The organism is Campylobacter devanensis (assembly GCF_002139915.1).
Lineage (GTDB): Bacteria > Campylobacterota > Campylobacteria > Campylobacterales > Campylobacteraceae > Campylobacter > Campylobacter devanensis.
This window is the reverse complement of sequence record NZ_CP018788.1, coordinates 1,156,553-1,176,838: the sequence shown is the minus strand read 5'-3', so window position 1 is coordinate 1,176,838 and position 20,286 is coordinate 1,156,553. Positions and strand designations below refer to the sequence as shown.

The following is a 20,286-nucleotide window of genomic DNA, read 5'->3' as shown; positions in this document are numbered from 1 at the left end:
CTTATGAAATTTAACTTTATAACCTTATTTCCAAATTTAGTTACGCCATATTTTAGCGATTCTATACTTGGTAGAGCTCAGACAAGTGGACTAATAGAGATCAATTGTATAAACCCACGAGATTTTACTCAAAATAAACATAAAAAAGTTGATGAGTATATGGTTGGTGGTGGGGCTGGGCTTTTGATGAGTGCGCAACCACTTTGTGATGCGATTGATCGCATAGGGCAGACGCATGTAATTTATCTCACTCCAGCCGGTAAAAAATTTAATCAAAATGACGCTAAGAGACTTGCGAAGCTAGAAAATATTAGTTTTATTTGTGGTAGATACGAGGGTATAGATGAACGTGTTATCGAGAGTAGAGTAAATGAGGTTTTTTGCATAGGGGATTTTATTTTAACTGGTGGTGAGCTTGCTGCTATGTGTCTTTGTGATGCTATTAGCCGCAATATTGCCGGGGTTTTAGGTAATGCAAATTCATTAGATATTGAGAGTTTTGAAGATGGAATTTTAGAAGCTCCAAGCTTTACAAAGCCAAATATTTTTAATGGCTCACCTGTGCCTTCAGCTTTTTTAAAGGGTAATCATAGTATAATCAACGTTTTAAAAAATCATATGGCGCTTTGCAAAACTCGGTTTTTTCGCCCTGATTTGTATCAAACTCTTAAATCGCCAAACTTTAAGGAAAAAAGATGAGAAATAAATATATTGAAGCATTTGAAAATGCTCAAATCGCGACTAAGTCTGTGCCTGACTTTCGTGCTGGTGATACTTTGAGAATTGCTATCCACATCAAAGAAGGCGACAAAAGCAGAATTCAAAACTTTGAAGGCGTTTGTATAGCTCGCCGTGGTAGTGGTACTGGTGAGACTTTCATCATTCGCAAAATCGGTGCTAATAGCGTTGGTGTAGAGAGAATTTTCCCTATTTATAGCGATAGCTTAGAGAGTATTACAGTACTACGTAGAGGTCGTGTAAGACGTTCTAAACTATTCTATCTACGTGATAGACGTGGTAAAGCTGCTAGAATTAAAGAGCTTAAAAAATAATTTCTATTGCAATTTCGCCCCTTTTTTTGGGGCTTCTTCTTTATCTCGATTTTTAATCATTATTTTGGGCTTACTGTGGAAAAAATTATTTTTAATTTTAATATTTTTGATGGTGTTAAGACTGCTATGCTTTGTGAGAGTGAATTTAGCAAGGAAATTCGCATAACTATGGCTAAAGATGCGGTTATGAAAGAGCATATGGCTCCAAATGCGATTATAGTTCAAGTGCTTCGTGGTGGTATTGAATTTGAAATGAGTGGAAAGATTTTGGTTATGAATGAATTTGATATGATTACATTGCCTGCATTTATACCTCATTCGTTAAAGGCATTAGAAAATTCTATAATAAGACTAAGTTTATCAAAATCAGATAGTCATACAAGAGTATTTAAAGTAGCAAATAGTAAAAAGTAATTTTTAAATTTGCCTTAATATACTACTATCATTTAAATTTTTACAAAAATTAGCTTTAATTACTTATGCTATAAATAATTAGAGTATAAATTTGAAGTTATCAAATTTATACTCTAAAAAACTAAAAAATTATCCCTTCTCTATCTTGCTTTTCTAGGATATTATTTTGTTCTTTTGGTAGCGGAGAAGTAGTAGTATATAATGCATCTACTCCGTTATAAACTCTACGATACACACCAGGAGGCATATCAAACTTGCGTTTAGTTTGTGGATATTCAGCGATAAAGTCTTGCATAAACTGCTTAAATACTGGTGCTGCTGTTCTAGAGCCACCTTCTACATAGCGCATTGGAGTGTTATTGTCATTTCCATACCATATTAATACTTGAATCTCAGGGCCAAAACCGCAAAACCATGCATCTACGCTCTCATTTGTAGTTCCGGTTTTTCCTGCTAGTTCAATTCCATCAACTTTTGCTGAGCGACCAGTTCCATTATTTACAACATCTTGAAGCATTTTAATCATTAGATATGCTTGTTCTGGTTTGATAATCTCGCTGCTTTTTGGCTCGAATTTAAATATCTCACCATTTTTGTTCTCTACAAAATTAATTAGTCTAGTCTCATGTCTAGTACCAAGTCCTGGGAATATCGAGTATTGTTCGCTATAATCCATAAGACTAACCCCAAAGCTTCCAAGTGCAATTGATAGATTATTAGGAATATCTTTAAAACCAAAATCCTCTAAATCCCTTTGAACTACATCAAGGCCAATAGAATTTAAAAGATTTATTGTAGCAAGATTACGCGATTGTTTTAATGCATCATTTAAAGTGATTAAGCCTTTAAAATTGCCACTAAAGTTTTTAGGCTTCCAGTCTTGATCTTCTTTGTTATTTTTATTTACTCCTTCATAAATTCTAGATATATCAGCTATTTTGCTTTGTGGGGATAATCCTTGGTTTAAAGCAATTTGATATATAAATGGTTTAAAACTAGAACCAGGCTGGCGAGAGCTTTGTGTAGCACGGTTAAAGTTGCTTTTGGCATAATCTACACCGCCTACTAAAGCTAGTATATCTCCATTAGTAGGATTGGTGACGATCATTGCGCCATTTAATACTGTGGTATTTGCGTCTTTATTGCGTTTTAGGATTTCGTTATAGCCAAATTTAAGTGCATTTTGTGCTATCTCTTGTACTTTTAAATCAGCATTTAAAGTGATTTTATATCCACCATATCGTATATCAGGATATAGAGGGGTTAGCTGCTTTATAGTCTCATCTACTAGATATGGAGCTTTGTTTTGGGTTAGGGTTTGATCATAGATTTTTGGCGTCTCTTTTATAGCAGCTTGATACTCTTTGGTTGTTATCCAGCCGATATTGTGCATTCTTAGCAGTACATTATTTGCTCTTGAGAGAGATAGATCTAAATGTCTTGTAGGATCATAGCTACTAGGTGCTTTTGGTAGACCCACTAGCATAGATATCTCTTTTAAGCTTAGTTCATCAAGATTTTTTTTAAAATATCCAAGCGCAGCAGTCTTAATCCCATAATATCCGTGACCAAAATATACCTGGTTTAAATATCGCTCAATTATCTGTTCTTTAGTTAGAGTGTACTCAACTTCGTAAGAGATTATTAGCTCTTTTAGTTTACGAGTAAATTTTTTCTCACGTGTTAAGAGCATATTTTTGACTAGTTGTTGAGTTAGGGTTGAGGCTCCTTCAACTAAAGACATTGCTTGAATATCTTTAATTGCTGCTCTAAAAATTGCTTCATAATTTATCCCGCCATGTTCAAAAAATGCTGTATCTTCTATAGCAATGAGTGCTTCTATAATGCGTGGCGAAATTTCGCTAAATTTAGCGTATTGTCTATTTTCTTCATCAAAAATATAGGCTACTAAATCACCATTTTTATCATAAATATGAGTAGTTAATTTTGGATTGTAATCTACAATTTTAGATATATCAATCTTAATTTGAGAGTAAAAATATATAATTCCAGCCACGCTAGCTAATGCTAAAATTATAATTAGGTTGAAAATATATTTCATAAAAATGCCTTTAAATTTATAATATCTAGCCCCATGGCTGTGGGTTTGTTGCCGCTTTCTTGTTCTATATATATTTTATTAAATCCTTCTATCATCATCGCTCCAGCTTTATCTTTCCATAATCCACTAGCTATGTATTCATCTAAATGAGATGAATTAAATTTAGCAAATTTATAGCTTGCAATACTTAGCATATCAATAGAGATATTTGGGCTAATAAACTTCATAGCAGTATAGACGCTAGTCAAATTTCCGCTTTGCAACTCTAGCATATATCTAGCGTGCGCTTCATCTGTTGCCTTACCAAGAATTTTTCCGCAAGCTGCTACGCTACTATCAGCAAAAAGAACACGCTCATACTGGTTTTTAAATTTATCAAAAAATTGTTTGGCTTTGTTATTTACGATACTCATAGCATATTTTGCTGGTGGTAGATTTGTGTCAAATTCTTCATCATAATCTAGGCTAACTTGAATAAACTCAACACCATATTCACGCAAAATCATCGCTCTACTAGCTGAGCTAGATGCTAAAACTATCATAAAAATCCTCTAAAAGTAACACCAAGATAGATATTAATAAATGATAAAACGATATTTAAAGGGGTAAAATAATATATTATCAAAACTAAATTTTCATGACTCATAAGCATATCATCTTTTAAAAATGCCTCTTTGGCTTGACGAAATTTATACCAAATATATGCTAAATTTGCCCCAATAAATGCTAAAATTGCTAGCTTAGTTTTAACAATTGCTTCGACCATTGGATCGCCAATTGGAAATCGTTCTCCATAAGACATAAACATTCCGCCAAAGCCTAAAAATGCCACTATCGCTAAGGCGCTAAAAAGAAATTTATTAAATTCCTTTAAAATTAGCTTATAGCGATGTGGATTTTGCTCAATATCCTTAAAGCAGTAATGACCACAAACTACTACCGTAATTTGTAAAGCAATAAAAAGCGCCGCAACACTAATATGCATAAATGGCGCAATCTGGTCAAGTCTGGCAAATGAACTATTTAAAGCGTTCAAAGTTTACTCTTAATTAATTTGTTAGCTTCTTCTAAGGCATTTGATATTTTGTTTATATCTTTGCCTCCAGCAGTGGCAAAGTCATCTCTTCCACCTCCACCTCCACCTACAATTGGGGCAATTGCTTTTACTAATTCTCCAGCTTTTATATTGCAATTTTTAGATCCAGCTGCTAGCATTACCTTGCCATCTTTGGCGCTAGCTAAAAATATTACAACACTATCAAATTTATTTTTTATTTCATCAATTTTTGCCTTGATATCACCATTAAATTCATCAACAACTACATTAATGCCATTTATAAGCTTAGAGTTTAGCTCTACTGATGAAGTGGCATTTTTTATCTCATTTTGAAGAGATTTTATCTCATCTTTTAACTTAGCAATAGCAGCAATTGGACTAGCGCCTTTTAAACTAGCTTTAATCTCTTCAAGCTCGTTTCTTAGCTCATTTGCGTAGTTTAGTGCAGCACGAGAACAAACCGCCTCAATACGCCTAACTCCAGCACTTACACCGCTCTCTTTGGTAATAAAAAAACTACCTATTTCATTGATATTTTCAACATGAGTGCCACCACATAGCTCCTTAGAACAGCCCAAAGTTAAAACACGCACTTCATCGCCATATTTTTCACCAAAGAGTGCTATAGCTCCACTATTTTTAGCTGAGTTTATATCCATTATTTCTACTTTTGCTTTAGCGCCTGCTTGGATTTGGTCATTTACAAATTTTTCAATTTGGGCTAACTCATCACTACTTACAGGTTTTGGATGACTAAAGTCAAATCTTAATTTATCAGCCTCTACGCTACTTCCAGCTTGAGATATATGTGAGCCTAAAACACTTCTAAGTGCTGCGTGAAGTAGGTGTGTGGCTGAGTGGTGACGACGGATTTCTAATCTATTTGGGCTTACTTTGCACTCTACTTCGTCACCTACGCTAATAGTAGAACTTACTTGAATTTGGCTTAAATTTAGTTCAAAATATTTTTTAGTATCTAAAACTTTGTTATCATTTATTTTGCCACTATCTCCACATTGTCCACCGCTTTGAGCATAAAATGGAGTTTTATCAAGCATTATATATCCGCTTTCGCCAGTGTTTAATTTATTGGTGATTTTAAATTCGTTATTAAGCAGAGCTAGAACACGGCTAGTTGAGCTTAGGCTGTCATATCCGATAAATTCATTTTTACCAAATTTTTCAAGTAGTTCTTTAAAATCCCCACTCTCCTTAGCCGCATCGCCACTCCCTTTCCAGCTAGCTTTTGCTCTTGCTTTTTGTTCACTCATTAAAGTATCAAATTTAGTAGCATCTACACTTAAGCCTTTTTCTCTTAACATATCTGCAGTTAGATCTAGCGGAAAACCATAAGTATCATAAAGCTTAAACGCTACTTCGCCACTAAAAATATCTTTAGTTTTAGCAAGTTCTTCATTAAATAGATCTAATCCAGCAGCAATAGTAGCTAAAAATCTCTCTTCTTCAAGCTTGATTAGCTCTTTTACATACTCTTTTTTCTCGTTTAGATATTCATAGTGACCACCCATTAATTCTACTACTTTATCTACAAGTCTATACATAAATGGCTCTTTTATGCCAAGAAGATATCCATGCCTTAGGGCTCGTCTTAGAATTCTTCTTAAGACATATCCACGACCTTCTTTATCAAAATTTACGCCTTGAGCTAGCAAAAATACAACCGATCTGATATGATCGCTAATAACTCTAAAGCTTGCACCACTTTCATATTCATAGGTTAAATTTGCAATCTTAGCTACTTCGTTGATAAGTGGCATAAATAGTGAACTATCATAGTTGCTAAATTTACCCTCTTTAATAGCTGTAACTCTCTCAAGCCCCATTCCAGTATCGATGCTAGGTTTTGGTAGTGGCGTCATAGTTCCATCGCTACTTTTTTCAAACTGCATAAATACAAGATTCCAAATTTCTAAAAATCTATCACCATCGCCACCCATATAATCTTCATCACTATTAAAGTGTTCAGCGCCTTGATCATAAAATATTTCGCTACATGGCCCACAAGGTCCCGTATCTCCCATTGCCCAGAAGTTATCCTTATCACCAAATTTATAAATTCTCTCTTTCTCTATATGTTTTTGCCAAATTTCATAAGCCTCATCATCGTTTTCATGTACAGTTACATATAATCTATCTTTTGGTAGTTTTAAAATTTCAGTTACAAACTCCCAAGCATAGGCAATTGCTTCAGTTTTAAAATATTCACCAAAGCTAAAATTTCCTAACATTTCAAAAAATGTATGATGTCTGGCTGTATAGCCTACATTATCTAAATCGTTGTGTTTGCCTCCAGCTCTAATGCATGTTTGACAACTAGTACGAATTGGCGGATTAGGGCGTGGTACATCCCCAGTAAATATACTCTTAAATGGAACCATTCCAGCGTTTGTAAAAAGCAAGGTTGCATCATCAGGAACCAAGGCTGAAGAAGCAACTACTTCGTGTCCTTTGCTTTTAAAAAACTCTAAATACTCTTTTCTAATATCCATAGATTCTATCCTATTTAAAAAAATGGCTAGATTGTATCATAAATTTACTAAATTTATTAAATTTAAGATAAATTTTATATCCAAATTTATCATTTTTAGGTTGCGAAATTTAAGCATTAACTAGCTATAATTTGTTCTTAATTCAACTAAGGGAGAGAATATGGCAAAAGATTCAAATGGTACAGAGTTAAACGCAGGCGATAGCGTTACAGTTATTAAAGATTTAAAAGTCAAAGGCGCAAGCAGTACTATTAAACGTGGCACAACAATTAAAAATATCAAGCTAACTAGCAAGGATGGTGAGATAGAGTGCAAAATAAATGGCGTTGGGACAGTGGTTCTAAAATGCGAATTCCTTAAAAAAATCTAAATTTAATAAGAAAAGGCTTAGGTTTTTTCTTATATGGAGGATGCGATGGTTGAGATTTTAAGTGGAGTGATTGCAGTAATTGCTAGCGCAAGCTTTTGGTTAGGATTTATGCTATTTAAAAAGAGTGGTCAATTAAGTGCTTTAGGTCAAAGATTGAGTGATTTAAATGCAAATTTAAATATAAAAGAGCAAGAGTTAAATAGCGCAAAAGATGAAAATAAAGAGCTTCAAGAGAAAAATATACAAAATATACAAAAGATTACAGAATTAACAACAAAATTAGAAAATGCAAATGAGACAAATGCTCAACTAAAGGCTCGTCAAGATGAGTTAGATAATAAAACTAGGGAGTATTTTGATCTAAAAACTAAACAGATGAGCGAGAATTTGCTAAATTTAAGTAGCAAAGAGATGACTGAGAGTTCAGCTAAGATTTTAGAGAGTTTAATCACTCCTTTAAAAGATGAGATAAGTAAATATCAAAAGTCAAATATAGAGATAAATAGCGCCTTCAAAGTAAATTTTGAAAATTTAAAAAGTGAAACAAAAGGGGTGATGACGCAAGCGCAAAATTTAGCCGATGCATTAAAGAGTAATAAAAAACTACTTGGTAACTGGGGAGAAATTCAGCTTGATAGTGTATTGCAAAGTAGTGGGTTGATTTTGGGTCAAAACTATGATAGGCAAGTAGCTTGCAAAGATGAAAATGGAAATCAAAAATATCTAGATGTGGTAGTAAAATTTGATGAAAGCAAGCATGCGATAATAGACGCTAAATGCTCATTGGTTAATTATAATGAATACCATAATGCTACAGATGATAGCACCAAGGAGACTTATGCTAAAGCATTAGCAAAGGATATAAAAAATCATATTGATAATTTAAGTTCTAAAAATTACACATTTTTAGATAGTAAAAATTATGAGTATGTATTTATGTTTATTCCTAATGATAATATGCTGTTTGTAGGACTTGGTGCTGATAGTAGCTTATATGAATATGCCTATGAAAAAGGTGTATTTATAACTACTCCACTAACACTTCTTATGGCGCTAAAAACCGTCTATATATGTTGGCGCAATTTAAAAAGTGATGAAAATGCAATGAAAATCTTTACTGAAGCTGGAAAAATATATGATAAATTTGATGTATTTATTAAAAATTATGAGAGATTAGAAAATCAAATAATTGCTATGAGTAAGGTTATTGAAGATGGTAAAATTACGCTTTATCAAGGGCGTGGAAATTTAATAAGTAAATTTGAAATGCTCAAAAAGCTTGGGGCAAAAACTTCAAAAACCTTGCCATATACTCAAAGCTACGATGAGATAGATACGCAGTGAAAAAGATAGCAATCTTAGCTACTGGTGGAACAATCGCTGGTGCTAGTACTGGGCCGATAAATTCAGTATATGAGAGTGCCAAATTTGGTATTAATGAGATTTTAAGCGAATTTAATGAGTTAAAAAGTATAGCCGATATTAGTGCAGAGCAGATTTGTAATATCGGTTCTCAAGATATGAATGAAAAAATTTGGCTTAAACTCTCACATAGGGCAAATGAGTTATTGGCTAATGATAAAATAGATGCGTTAGTTATAACTCATGGAACTGATACGCTTGAAGAGAGCGGGTATTTTTTAACTTTAACCATAAAAAGCCAAAAACCAGTAGTAATAACTGCAGCTATGCGAAGTGCAAATTCCTTAAGTAGCGATGGAGCGATGAATTTATATAATGCTATAAGTGTTGCAGCTTGTAAAAATAGTGCTAATATGGGTGTGCTGGTGGTGATAAATGATGAGATTCACCTAGCTCGTGAGATTATAAAAACAAATACAACAGCATTAAATGCCTTTGCTTCACCAAATTGCGGTAAATGCGGAATTGTACATTATGGCAAGGCGGTATTTTATACCAAAAGTCTTAGACGCCATACGATGAGGAGCGAGTTTAGTGCTAAATTTTGTGAAGATCTATCAAGCTTACAAAATTTGCCATGCGTAGAGATAGTCTATGATTACGCAGGGGCTAGCGGTGAGGCTGTCTATAGCGCTTTAAATTTAGGTGCAAAGGGTATAATCTGCGCAGCTCTTGGCAATGGCAACCTAAGTCCAAATATGCTTCATGCGCTGAAATTTGCAAATTCTAAAGGAGCGATAGTAGTAATCTCAAGCCGTACAAATAGTGGCATAATTAGTGGAGATGAGTTAGATTTTAATAAGTTAAATTTTATCCTTAGTGATTCGCTTAATGCACAAAAGGCTAGAGTGCTTTTAATGCTTTGTATTGCTAGCGGATTTGATAAAGAGACAATAAAAGAAAAATTTAATATTTATTAGAGTAAATTTGTAACATATAAACTGATAAATTTATAAATATTGTAATTTACTATTTTTATTTTGTTATCTTTAAGTTTTATTAATATATACTATGGAATTCAAAAATTGTCTTAGGAGTTAAGGATGAAAGAAAAACACTACGAGGTGGTGATAGTCGGTGGTGGTATCAGTGGTGGTGCGCTACTATATGAATTAGCAAGATATACAGATGTTAAAAATATTGCATTGGTAGAAAAGTACGGCGGTCTTGCTACGTTAAATTCAAAAGGAACAGCTAATTCGCAGACTGTACATTGTGGTGATATAGAGACAAACTATACATTTGAAAAAGCTCAAAAGGTAAGCAAAACTGCTAGAATGGTAGTAAAATACGGTTTGCAGCACGGCTATCAAGGTAAATATATGTTTGATGGTCAAAAAATGGCAATTGGCGTAGGCGATGTCGAGGTAGATTATATTAAAAATAGATATGAGGAATTTAAAGAGCTTTATCCATATTTAGAGTTTTATGATAAGGCTGAATTAGCTAAAATTGAGCCAAAAATTATTTTAAATAGTGATGGTACTCATAGAGCTGAAAATGTAGTTGGTATGGGTGTAAAAAGTGGAGAATATACTACAGTTGATTATGGTGCATTTACAACTACATTTATAGAAAATGCTAAAAAAGATAAAAGCGAATGCGATGTATATTTAAATTCAAGAGTAGATGAAATTTACCGCAATGGTGATAAATACTATATCCAAACCGCAAATGGCTTATCAATTAGTGCTGATTTTGTTGTAGTAAATGCAGGTGCTCATTCATTATATTTAGCACATAAAATGGGCTATGGTCTAGACTTTGGTTGCTTGCCAGTAGCTGGTAGCTTTTATTTAACTAAGCAAAAACTTCTAAATGGTAAAGTTTATATGGTGCAAAATCCAAAACTTCCATTTGCTGCGCTTCATGGTGACCCTGATATCTTAGCTGATGGTTGTACGAGATTTGGACCAACAGCACTTGCATTGCCTAAACTTGAGAGATATCATGAGAATTGGGGTAGCTTCCTTGACTTTTGTAAGACTTTAAATTTTGACACAGCTATTGCTGGTATCTTGTTTGATCTATTTAAAGATAGTGAAATTCGTAACTATGTCTTACGTAATTTCTTATTTGAAGTACCATATCTTAATAAAAAGCTATTTGTAAAAGATGCTAGAAAAATCGTCCCAAGCCTAACTACAAATGATATCTATTATGCTAAAGGTTTTGGTGGCGTTCGCCCACAAGTTTTAAATAAAACTGAGAAAAAGCTAATGCTAGGTGAGGCAAGTATTAATCCAAAAACTGGTATAATTTTTAATATGACACCAAGTCCAGGGGCTACTAGCTGTCTTGGCAATGCATTAAGGGATGTTCGTGAAGTTTGTGAATATCTAGGTAGGAACTTCAACGAAGCTAAGCTAAACGAAGAGCTATTTGACTAATATCAGGCGGAGAAATCCGCCTAAATTCTGCCAAAATTCTTATCATTTATCCTTAAATTTGGTATAATTACCAAAATTTAGGAGTAAATATGAAAAAAACAAAAATCGTAGCAACAATTGGCCCATCTAGTGATTCTATTGAGGTTATTAAATCTTTAATTATAGAGGGAGTAAATGTATTTAGACTAAACTTCTCACATGGAACACATGAATATCATCAATCTACAATTACTAAGATAAAAGAGGCTTCAAATGCCTTAGGAATCAGGGTTGGAATACTTCAAGATATCTGCGGACCAAAAATTAGAATTGGTACATTAAATGAACCATTTGAGTTAAAAGCAGGTGATAGATTAAATGTATTAAAAGAGAGTATAATTGGCCGCAAAAATGGAGAAATTTATGAACTTAGCATAAATCAGCCTCAAATTTTATCCTTGTTAAAAGAGGGTGAATATATATATTTATATGATGGAATGATAAAGGCTAAGGTAGTAAAATGTCTGCCAGATATGATTGAAACTGTAATAGAAAATGATGGCATACTAAGCTCAAATAAAGGGGTAAATTTCCCAAATACTAAACTAAATATCGATGTTATTACTCAAAAAGATAGAGCCGATATGTTATTTGGAGCACAAAATGGAGTAGATTTTGTTGCTATTAGTTTTGTGCAAAATGCAAATGATATTATAAATGCTAAAGCTATATTAAAAGAGTTTGGCTCAAGTGCTAAGGTATTTGCTAAAATAGAGAAATTTGATGCAGTAGAAAATATTGATAGCATAATAGAAGCTAGTGATGGAATTATGGTTGCTCGTGGAGATCTTGGTATTGAGGTGCCATACTATAAAGTTCCAACCATTCAAAAGCTAATTATTAAAAAGGCTAATGCCGCAAACCGCCCAGTAATTACTGCTACACAAATGATGCTCTCAATGGCAAAGAGTCAAAGTGCAACAAGAGCTGAAATAAGCGATGTAGCAAACGCTGTATTAGATGGGACTGATGCTGTTATGCTAAGCGAAGAGAGCGCTGTAGGTATAAATCCGGTAGCAGTGGTTAAGTCTATGAGTGCAACAATAGTCCAAAGTGAGCTTATATATCCATATGGCAAATTTGATGAGTTTGAATTTGCTGATGAAACTGATATGGTAGCAAGTGCTAGTTCGCATTTGGCTCAAAGAATAGGCGCAAATGCTATTATTTCAATTACTAGTAGTGGTTCAAGCGCTATTAAGATGGCTCGTAATCGTCCAACTATGCCAATAATTGCTGTAACTCATGATGAGAGCGTGGCTAGAAGTTTGACTATTGTTTGGGGTGTAACTCCAAGTTTAGTTGTGCCACAAAATCAGTTAAATCTGCTTTTAGCCAACACCATAAAAGGATTAAAAGATGCAAATTTAATAAGCGATGAAGCCACCTATACGCTTACAGCAGGCTATCCAGCTGGCAAAATTGGTAGTACAAATTATATAAGAATTTTAAGAAAAGAGCAAATAAAATACTATCTAAATGAGGTAAAATAGTGGAAAGATTAAATTTAAAAATCGCTAATAGTGATATTGCTCTAATCTATGAACATAGTAGCGAATTGCCACTTGTTGGAATTAAGCTTGTCTTTAAGGTGGCTGGAAGTTGCAATGAAAAAAAACATGGCATAGCTACAATGGCTGCTGAATTGCTAAGTGAAGGTAGTAAAAGACTAGGTAGTAATGAGTTTAATAGGGCGCTTGATATGCGTGCGATTTTACTTAGTGCTAGCGCTGGATATGAGACTTTTGAAATTAGCTTAGAGTGTTTAAGTGAACATTTTGAATATGGTTTTGATATGCTGTTAGAATTACTAGCTCAGCCAAATTATGATAAAAATATCCTAAAAAAACTAAAAACCCAGACACTTGGCATAATTGCTTCAAATAACAGTGATTTTGATTATCAAGCAAGCAATGCATTAAAAGCAATTTTATATCCAAACTCACGCTTAGCTGTGCCTAGTATCGGCACACCTGAAAGTATCGCTCAAATTGAGCTTGGCGATATTAAAGAGTTTATAGAAAATAGTTTAAATTTAGAAAATATGTTTATAGTTTTAGGCGGTGATATAGCGCTTGAGAGAGTTAAATTTGATAGATTAGCTGATGTATTAAAAGTTGGAGAGGTTAGAGAGTTAAGTCCTGTAGAAGTTAGCATTGAACAAAGAGAAGAGATAATTTCTAGACCAAGCCAGCAGGCTTATATATATTTTGGCTCACCGCTTAAATTTGCTTTAGAAGATAGATATAAGCTGAGTGTAGCAATGTTTATTCTAGGTAGTAGTGGATTTGGATCTAGGCTTATGGAGGAGATTCGTGTAAAGCGAGGACTAGCATATAGCGTATATTGCTCGGCTAATTTAAATCTTAGCTATAATTCAATGAGTGGATATTTGCAGACTAAAAATGAGAACAAAGATAAAGCTATACATCTAATAAAAAGTCAGATTGCCAAATTTGTCAAAAAGGGTGTAACTCAAAAAGAGTTAAATGCAGCTAGAAATTTCTTGCTTGGTAGTGAGCCACTTAGAAAAGAGACGATGTTTAAGCGTCTTGCAATAGCTCAAAAAGAGTATTATCAAGGCTATGATTTGGGCGAATTTGATCTAAATTTAGAGCGTATTAAATCACTAAAGCAAAAGGAGCTAAATGAGTTTATAGCTAGCCTTGAAGAGCTTAATTGGCTTAGTATTGCGTGCTTGTATAGTTGTCTATATAGCGAGCCAAAATAGTGGAGTACAAGGAGTTAAAAGAGCTAGGTATCGCAAGTTTACTTGATCTAGCTTTGATTTTGCCTAAAAGCTTTGATGATTTGCGTGTTAAAAATGAGCCAAGTATCGGTGAAAATAGTGTAGAAATTGAGATTAAATCATCTATAACTCGTCCTACGATGCTTAGTATTTTGGCCTATTGTATCTCATGGGAGTGTGATGTTTCTATTGTGATATTTAATGCTAGGCCATGGCATTACGCCTCTTTTAAGCGTGGCAAAAGACTCTATATCCATGGTAAATCCGTATTATATAATGGGCTTTGGCAGTTTAGTAATCCTAAAATTATTACAAAAGTTGGCCAAATTATTCCACATTATAAAAGAGAATTAAAAGACAACCAAATTCAAAATTTAATCAAAAAATATATAAATTTAGAATCCTTAAAATCTCAAGGATTAAATGGTGATGAGGCTAGGCAAATTTTAGCCTTACATGAACTTAGCGATGAGGCTTTAAATTCGGTTATGAATTTAAATAATAAACAGCTAGATACACTTAAATTTATTGAAATTTATAATTATCTAAAAAAGCTTAGTGCTAAAAAGGTACTTTTTAAGGCCACTGCTATTAAGCCCTATGATATCACGCATTGGCTTAGCTCATTGCCTTTCATTCCTACAAGCGATCAGATAAAAGCATTAGAAGATATTAAGGAAGATTTAGCTAAAAGTACAGCAGCAAAGCGTGTAGTAATGGGTGATGTAGGAAGCGGTAAGACTTTAGTAATCTTGGGCGCAGCACTACTTAATTATCCAAACCGCTCGATTTTGATGGCGCCTACAACTATTTTAGCTACACAGCTTTATAGCGAGGCTATGAGGCTTTTGCCTGATTTTGTGAGAGTAAAATATCTACAAAAAGGGGCAAAAAATGTAAATTTAAATGACGCAGATTTGATCATTGGTACTCATGCTTTACTATATCAAGAACTTCCAAAAAGTACTCTTATAATGATTGATGAGCAGCATAGATTTGGTTCTATTCAAAGACAAAAAATAGATGAATTAACGCGCGATGAGAGCTTAAGGGCGCATTTTTTACAGTTTAGCGCCACACCAATTCCTAGAACGCTTTCACTCATTGAGTCTGAATTAGTAAGCTTTAGCTTTTTAAAAGAGATTCCATTTGCTAAGCAAATTAGCACACATATTATTCAAAATAGTGGATTTGGCGCACTTTTAGAACATATCAAAGAGCAAATTTCACAAAATAAACAGACGATCATTGTTTATCCGCTAGTAGAAGAGAGCGAGGTAAGCAATTATCAAAGTCTAAGTGTAGCTGCGCCATTTTGGTTAAATAAATTTCAAAAAGTCTATGTAACACATGGTAAAGATAAGCAAAAAGATGATATCTTAGAACAGTTTGCAAATGATGGAAATATTTTATTAGCTACGACTATTGTTGAGGTTGGAATCTCTCTTCCACGGCTTTCAACTATCGTAATTGTAGGTCCTGAAAAGTTAGGACTTGCTTCACTTCATCAGCTGCGTGGTAGGGTTGGTAGAAATGGTGGGCGAGGTTGGTGTTATTTATATACTAAGCTTGCAAGTATTCCAAGTAGATTAAATGAATTTGCCCAGACGCTTGATGGATTTGTTGTAGCTAAAATTGATTTAAAAAACCGTCAAGCTGGTGATATTTTAGATGGAACAATGCAGCATGGAGCTACATTTGAATACTATGATATGGACGAGTTAATAACTCAACGAGCTAAAAAACGACTAGCAGATTTTAAAGCTAAAAATGTAGTATAAATTTATATTTGGTAAAAATTTAGTATAATAAGATAAAAAATCTAGGAAAAAGCCATTGAATATCGATAAAATTCGCCAAAATATCATATTAAAAGATGGGATTTATTATTTTGACTGGACAGCTAGTGGGCTTGGGTATATACCAATTGAAGATGAAATTAGGCGAATGCTTCAAACCTATGCTAATACACATAGCGAGTGCAGCGAATGTTCTAATATTACTACAAACTACTATGAAAATGCACGTACTGGAATAAAAAGATTACTAAAATTACAAAGTGATTTTTTGCTTTTACCATGCGGGCAAGGTAGTAGTGCTGCGATTAAAAAATTTCAAGAGATAATGGGAATTTATATCCCACCAGCAACTAAAATGGCTTTAAATATTGATTTTGATAGTATTAAAAAATCTTTGCCACTTGTAATTGTAGGACCTTATGAACATCATAGTAATGAGATTAGTTATAGAACTGGGATGTGTGAGGTAGTTCGTATTCCATTGGCTAGAGATGGTGGGCTTCACTGGGGTGAGCTTGATAAAATTTTAAAAATCAATGCTAATAGAAAAATCATAATTAGCATAAGTGCTGCTTCAAATGTAACTGGTATAAAGACAAATTTGGCTATGTTAAATGCAGCTGCTAAGCGATATGGCGCTATAATTGCTGTAGATGCCTCAAGTCTTATTGCTTATGAAAATGTAGATAGCTCGCTTTGCGATGCGATATTTATCTCGCCACATAAGCTGCTTGGCGGTGTTGGGAGTTGTGGTATTTTAGCAATTAGAAAGTCGCTATTTAGCTCAAATTTACCGACATTTTCAGCTGGTGGAACAGTAGGCTATGTCAGTAAAAAAAGTATTCATTATCTAGAAGATATAGAGAAAATTGAAGATGCTGGAACCCCAGCGATCACTCAGTTAGTTAGAGCATATTTAGCATTTGAGCTTAGAAATAGGGTTGGTTTAGAGTTTATAAATGAGCAAAAAACTTTGCTTAAGGATAAATTTGAGCTAGGGCTTTCTAATATAAAAGGTGTGATAGATTATGTGCCTAAAAATTTAGAAAGGCTAGCTATTTTTGCTTTTAATATTAAAGGTATTTCACCTTTTGATTTAGCTCAGGTTTTAAGTAAAAAATTTGGAATTCAAAGTCGTGCTGGATGTTCATGTGCTGGGCCATATGGTCATGATTTATTGGGATTAAAAGATGATGAACCTTTAAGTTTTAAGCCAGGCTGGTTGCGTGTGAGTTTGCATTGGTCTCATAGTTTAGATGATGTGGATTATTTGCTTAATGCTATTGGGCAAGCTAGAAAGGATTTGATTTAAAATTTAGTATTAATTTGAGACTTGTATTTAAGTCTCAAATTAATGATTTTAATTAAATAGATTTTGCAAGCCATTTATCAGCTCTTTAGCGCCTTGACTTTTTTCCTTATCGTTGTCAAAAAGTTTATCTATTCCTTTGCTAATTTCTTCATTTATTTTCTCTTTGATATAGTTTGAGCTGATAGAATATTTTGGTTCATCGCTTGTGCCAGTTATCTTTATATCGATATCTGTTTTTTCTATATTGGCTGTTATTGGAATATTGATAGCTTTTGTAGCAGTATCTAAACTACCATTAGCTATACTGATATTTGCCTTTTGCGAGTTAAGCTGAGTTATAAAATTTATTAAATTTAGATCAATTGTTCCTTTTAAATAGCCATCTTTAAATACTTCTTTTGTGATATCTTTTTGAATTGCTGTGCTTATTAGCGTAGTTAACCCACTTCTTGCTAATTGACCTTTGGCTATATCGGCATTAAAATCTCCTTTGGCGCTATCTAGATTATAGTTAGCATTTAGCGTAGCTTGACCCTCGTAAAATGGCATAAAATCTAAAAATTCAAGCAATTTTGCAATCTCAAATGTTGATAGATTTAAATTTGCTTTATTATCTTTGATATCAATTTTTAGTTTTGAGCCTATAAAATCGCTATTTAATGTGGCATTTACACTCTCATTGATTGATATTTTTCCGCTTGGATTTAGTGCGCCATTTAACTTCATTCCAGTTAAAAACTCAAGTTTTGCAAGGCTTGGTATATCTGCGCTATATAGTGCTTCTAGGCTATTTTTATTAATATCATAGCTTCCATCAAATTTATTTATTGTAGCTAAATTTGAATTAATTATAGAGGCAAAATGCACGGTTGAGTTAGTAAATGTTGGTTTGATATGTGCGTTTAGTGTTATATTTTGCGGAAATTCTTTATTAGTTAGTTCTTTTAAATTAGCTGCATTTAATACACCATTTTCAAGCTTTATATCGCCTTTTCCATTTAGATTTGCTATATCAATGCTATCTAAATTTAGTTCACCATTTAGTTCACCATTTAAAAGTGGTTTTTGTCCAATCATCAAGAATATATTTTGAACTAGTATATTTTGAATTTTAGCCTTTAGTTTTCCATTATCAAGATTTGCTGTGATTATGCCATCCATTGCTTTAATATCTACATTGGCGCTTTTTAGTGGTGATTTTTGATTATTTAAATTGGCATCTATATCTGCATTTAGAGCGATTTGGCCAGATAGTTTTGCGCCTGAGATATTGCCAAACTTAGCTAAATCTGGTACTAGTGCTTGGGCATTTGCTTTGGCAGTATTTTGGGCTAGATTGTAGCTAGCATCTAGATTGTTTAGGTTTAAAATCTCAGATATTAAATTTGCTTTAAGTTCTGCATTATCACCTTTTAGTGCGGCTTGAATATCTGAATTAAAGCTTACATTTTTAGGTAGGCTTGCACCTATCATTTTATTTAATTCATTAGCATTAATTATTCCACCATTTATATTTATACTTACATTTCCAGCTCTTTTGTTTGGATCATTTAGTGCGGTAATTAAAGCAGCCCCATTAATATTGCCATTTAAAATTGCTGGCATTGAAACTAGCTTTAAAAGCTCGTTTAGTTTTATTTTTTTGATATCAGCGTTTATTTTATTATCTGCCATTTTAGCAGTTATAACCCCACCTAATCCGCTTATATCAGCATCTAAAAACTCTAAATTTCCATTAGATATTTTTGTATTGGCTTTGGCTGTAATTTCTCCGCTTAGTTTTTGGCCAATTATTGGTTCTAGCTTGGCTAAGTTTGGGATATTTAAATTCAGATCACTATTTAATACATTTTCATCTATATTGTATATAGAATTTAGAGCTGCTACAACAGCAATTGGTGTGGTAATTATACTTTTAGCTTTAGCTGTGCGACCTTCTAGATTTAGATTTGAATCAGCCTTTATAGTAAAATTATTTGGTAAATTAATTCCATAATCAGTTGCAATTAACTCATTATTTGTTATAGCTTTTGGTATATTTAGGTTAGCTGTTCCACTATATAGTGTGTCCTTGCTAGTGATATCAGCTTGGATATTCATATTGCCTGTTATGTATGGTTTGCCTAGAGCAATAGCTGTGATTTGAGCTAAATTTAATGATTTAGCATCTAGCTTTATCTCAAGTGGAGCAAAGTCCTTGATTCTAGCTGCAAAACGTAAATTTGATCCAACAATCTTGCCGCTACCATCGGCGATGAAGTTGCTAAGTTTACCAATGACCTTACCTTTTAGGTTAATATCATCTTTTATAGCTATTCCAAGGTTGCTCAAATCACTTGTAGCTGCGGTATAATTAAGATCAAATGCTTGACTAAATAGGCTATAATTCCCATAAACTCTAGCTTTTAGGGCATTATTGACACTAGCAGTTATATCAAGATTGCTAATACCAAGCTTAAATTCGTCAAGTCTAATATCCATTCCACTTTTTTCAGAAGCGATTTTTTCTATATATGGCTTTATGATGTTATTGCCAATGCTAGTAAAAAGCAGTGTATAAATAGCAGCCAAAACTACCACTAAACTACCTAAAATCCAATATACAACTCTCATTTAAATTCCTTAAAAAATTTAGGTAATTATACTAAAATCAAGCTTAATAAATTAAATTTTTAAGTTATGGATAAATTTTTATTAAACTTTAGTGGCTTAGACTAAATGTTTTTGATAAATTCTATTTAAATTTGCTCAAAATTTATTGACATATATATAAAATTATGATATATTTTCATCACTCAAATATATAGAGTGCTAATTTTTAAATCAGATTACATGAAAGGATCAAAATGAATTTTTTACCATTAGGTAAGCGTGTGCTTATAGAAAGAGAGGAGGAGCTTAAAACTACAGCTTCAGGTATTATCATCCCAGATAATGCGTCCAAAGAAAAACCAAGCGAAGGCAAAGTTATCGCTGTTAGCAAAGAAGTAGAAGGCATTAGCGAAGGCGATAGAGTTGTATTTGCGAAATATAGTGGTAGCGAAATTACACTTGATAACAAAAAATATTTAGTATTAAATACAGATGATATCTTAGGTATCATAAAATAA

Annotated in this window: 17 protein-coding genes; 12 read left to right on the top strand and 5 right to left on the bottom strand. The window is 33.3% G+C overall.

Annotation, left to right across the window (positions count from 1 at the left end):
• Window positions 1-3: 3 nt before the first annotated feature.
• The 3 genes from trmD (at window position 4) to CIGN_RS05825 (ending at window position 1,466) form a co-directional block, all read left to right on the top strand.
• On the top strand, window positions 4-699 hold the full coding sequence (gene trmD, locus CIGN_RS05835) for a tRNA (guanosine(37)-N1)-methyltransferase TrmD (RefSeq protein WP_086302751.1): 696 nt from the start codon (window positions 4-6) through the stop codon (window positions 697-699).
• On the top strand, window positions 696-1,052 hold the full coding sequence (gene rplS, locus CIGN_RS05830) for a 50S ribosomal protein L19 (RefSeq protein ID WP_086224039.1): 357 nt from the start codon (window positions 696-698) through the stop codon (window positions 1,050-1,052). The genes trmD and rplS overlap by 4 nt, the downstream gene beginning before the upstream one ends.
• A 126-nt stretch (window positions 1,053-1,178) precedes the next feature.
• Window positions 1,179-1,466, top strand: a complete 288-nt coding sequence (locus CIGN_RS05825; RefSeq protein ID WP_179186968.1) for a cupin domain-containing protein — start codon at window positions 1,179-1,181, stop codon at window positions 1,464-1,466.
• A gap of 121 nt (window positions 1,467-1,587) precedes the next feature.
• Here CIGN_RS05825 and CIGN_RS05820 read toward each other — a convergent pair whose 3' ends face one another.
• Genes CIGN_RS05820 through alaS form a run of 4 tightly spaced genes read right to left on the bottom strand, consistent with a single transcriptional unit; the run spans window position 1,588 to window position 7,095 of the window.
• Window positions 1,588-3,528: a transglycosylase domain-containing protein gene (locus tag CIGN_RS05820; protein ID WP_086234273.1), complete on the bottom strand. Its 1,941-nt coding sequence runs from the start codon at window positions 3,526-3,528 to the stop codon at window positions 1,588-1,590.
• Window positions 3,525-4,070 (bottom strand): septum formation inhibitor Maf, encoded by a 546-nt coding sequence (gene maf / locus CIGN_RS05815; RefSeq protein ID WP_086224042.1) that lies wholly within the window; start codon window positions 4,068-4,070, stop codon window positions 3,525-3,527. Before maf ends, CIGN_RS05820 begins: the two co-directional genes overlap by 4 nt.
• Entirely contained in the window at window positions 4,067-4,564 is a 498-nt protein-coding gene (locus CIGN_RS05810; protein ID WP_086224043.1) for a hypothetical protein, read from the bottom strand. Before CIGN_RS05810 ends, maf begins: the two co-directional genes overlap by 4 nt.
• Window positions 4,561-7,095, bottom strand: a complete 2,535-nt coding sequence (gene alaS / locus CIGN_RS05805; RefSeq protein WP_086302749.1) for an alanine--tRNA ligase — start codon at window positions 7,093-7,095, stop codon at window positions 4,561-4,563. The genes CIGN_RS05810 and alaS overlap by 4 nt, the downstream gene beginning before the upstream one ends.
• A gap of 160 nt (window positions 7,096-7,255) precedes the next feature.
• On the opposite strand from alaS, the gene CIGN_RS05800 reads away from it, so the two are divergent.
• The 8 genes from CIGN_RS05800 (at window position 7,256) to CIGN_RS05765 (ending at window position 17,176) form a co-directional block, all read left to right on the top strand.
• Entirely contained in the window at window positions 7,256-7,465 is a 210-nt protein-coding gene (locus CIGN_RS05800) for an alkylphosphonate utilization protein (RefSeq protein WP_086302747.1), read from the top strand.
• A gap of 45 nt (window positions 7,466-7,510) precedes the next feature.
• The gene (locus CIGN_RS05795; RefSeq protein WP_181892532.1) at window positions 7,511-8,809 is read left to right on the top strand and encodes a DNA recombination protein RmuC; all 1,299 of its coding nucleotides are present in this window, start codon (window positions 7,511-7,513) and stop codon (window positions 8,807-8,809) included.
• On the top strand, window positions 8,806-9,807 hold the full coding sequence (locus tag CIGN_RS05790; protein WP_086302743.1) for an asparaginase: 1,002 nt from the start codon (window positions 8,806-8,808) through the stop codon (window positions 9,805-9,807). The genes CIGN_RS05795 and CIGN_RS05790 overlap by 4 nt, the downstream gene beginning before the upstream one ends.
• Before the next feature lie 123 nt (window positions 9,808-9,930).
• Window positions 9,931-11,277, top strand: coding sequence for an FAD-dependent oxidoreductase (locus CIGN_RS05785; protein WP_086226534.1), 1,347 nt, complete (start codon window positions 9,931-9,933; stop codon window positions 11,275-11,277).
• An 89-nt stretch (window positions 11,278-11,366) separates the two neighbouring features.
• A complete protein-coding gene (gene pyk / locus CIGN_RS05780) occupies window positions 11,367-12,809 on the top strand; it encodes a pyruvate kinase (RefSeq protein ID WP_086240183.1) in 1,443 nt (480 codons plus the stop codon).
• Window positions 12,809-14,047 (top strand): M16 family metallopeptidase, encoded by a 1,239-nt coding sequence (locus CIGN_RS05775; RefSeq protein ID WP_086302741.1) that lies wholly within the window; start codon window positions 12,809-12,811, stop codon window positions 14,045-14,047. Before pyk ends, CIGN_RS05775 begins: the two co-directional genes overlap by 1 nt.
• Window positions 14,047-15,846, top strand: coding sequence for an ATP-dependent DNA helicase RecG (gene recG, locus CIGN_RS05770; protein WP_236844745.1), 1,800 nt, complete (start codon window positions 14,047-14,049; stop codon window positions 15,844-15,846). Before CIGN_RS05775 ends, recG begins: the two co-directional genes overlap by 1 nt.
• A 55-nt stretch (window positions 15,847-15,901) precedes the next feature.
• A complete protein-coding gene (locus tag CIGN_RS05765) occupies window positions 15,902-17,176 on the top strand; it encodes an aminotransferase class V-fold PLP-dependent enzyme (RefSeq protein WP_086302737.1) in 1,275 nt (424 codons plus the stop codon).
• A gap of 48 nt (window positions 17,177-17,224) precedes the next feature.
• On the opposite strand, the gene CIGN_RS05760 is transcribed toward CIGN_RS05765, so the two are convergent.
• Window positions 17,225-19,789, bottom strand: coding sequence for a translocation/assembly module TamB domain-containing protein (locus tag CIGN_RS05760; protein ID WP_086302735.1), 2,565 nt, complete (start codon window positions 19,787-19,789; stop codon window positions 17,225-17,227).
• A gap of 233 nt (window positions 19,790-20,022) precedes the next feature.
• On the opposite strand from CIGN_RS05760, the gene groES reads away from it, so the two are divergent.
• The gene (gene groES / locus CIGN_RS05755) at window positions 20,023-20,286 is read left to right on the top strand and encodes a co-chaperone GroES (RefSeq protein WP_086227752.1); all 264 of its coding nucleotides are present in this window, start codon (window positions 20,023-20,025) and stop codon (window positions 20,284-20,286) included.

Bases quoted from the DNA above. Each gene is read 5' to 3' on its own strand.
- trmD (WP_086302751.1), top strand. From the start codon at position 4: ATGAAATTTAACTTTATAACCTTATTTCCAAATTTAGTTACGCCATAT.
- rplS (WP_086224039.1), top strand. From the start codon at position 696: ATGAGAAATAAATATATTGAAGCATTTGAAAATGCTCAAATCGCGACT.
- CIGN_RS05825 (WP_179186968.1), top strand. From the start codon at position 1,179: ATGCTTTGTGAGAGTGAATTTAGCAAGGAAATTCGCATAACTATGGCT.
- CIGN_RS05820 (WP_086234273.1), bottom strand. From the start codon at position 3,528: ATGAAATATATTTTCAACCTAATTATAATTTTAGCATTAGCTAGCGTG.
- maf (WP_086224042.1), bottom strand. From the start codon at position 4,070: ATGATAGTTTTAGCATCTAGCTCAGCTAGTAGAGCGATGATTTTGCGT.
- alaS (WP_086302749.1), bottom strand. From the start codon at position 7,095: ATGGATATTAGAAAAGAGTATTTAGAGTTTTTTAAAAGCAAAGGACAC.
- CIGN_RS05800 (WP_086302747.1), top strand. From the start codon at position 7,256: ATGGCAAAAGATTCAAATGGTACAGAGTTAAACGCAGGCGATAGCGTT.
- CIGN_RS05795 (WP_181892532.1), top strand. From the start codon at position 7,511: ATGGTTGAGATTTTAAGTGGAGTGATTGCAGTAATTGCTAGCGCAAGC.
- CIGN_RS05785 (WP_086226534.1), top strand. From the start codon at position 9,931: ATGAAAGAAAAACACTACGAGGTGGTGATAGTCGGTGGTGGTATCAGT.
- pyk (WP_086240183.1), top strand. From the start codon at position 11,367: ATGAAAAAAACAAAAATCGTAGCAACAATTGGCCCATCTAGTGATTCT.
- CIGN_RS05760 (WP_086302735.1), bottom strand. From the start codon at position 19,789: ATGAGAGTTGTATATTGGATTTTAGGTAGTTTAGTGGTAGTTTTGGCT.
- groES (WP_086227752.1), top strand. From the start codon at position 20,023: ATGAATTTTTTACCATTAGGTAAGCGTGTGCTTATAGAAAGAGAGGAG.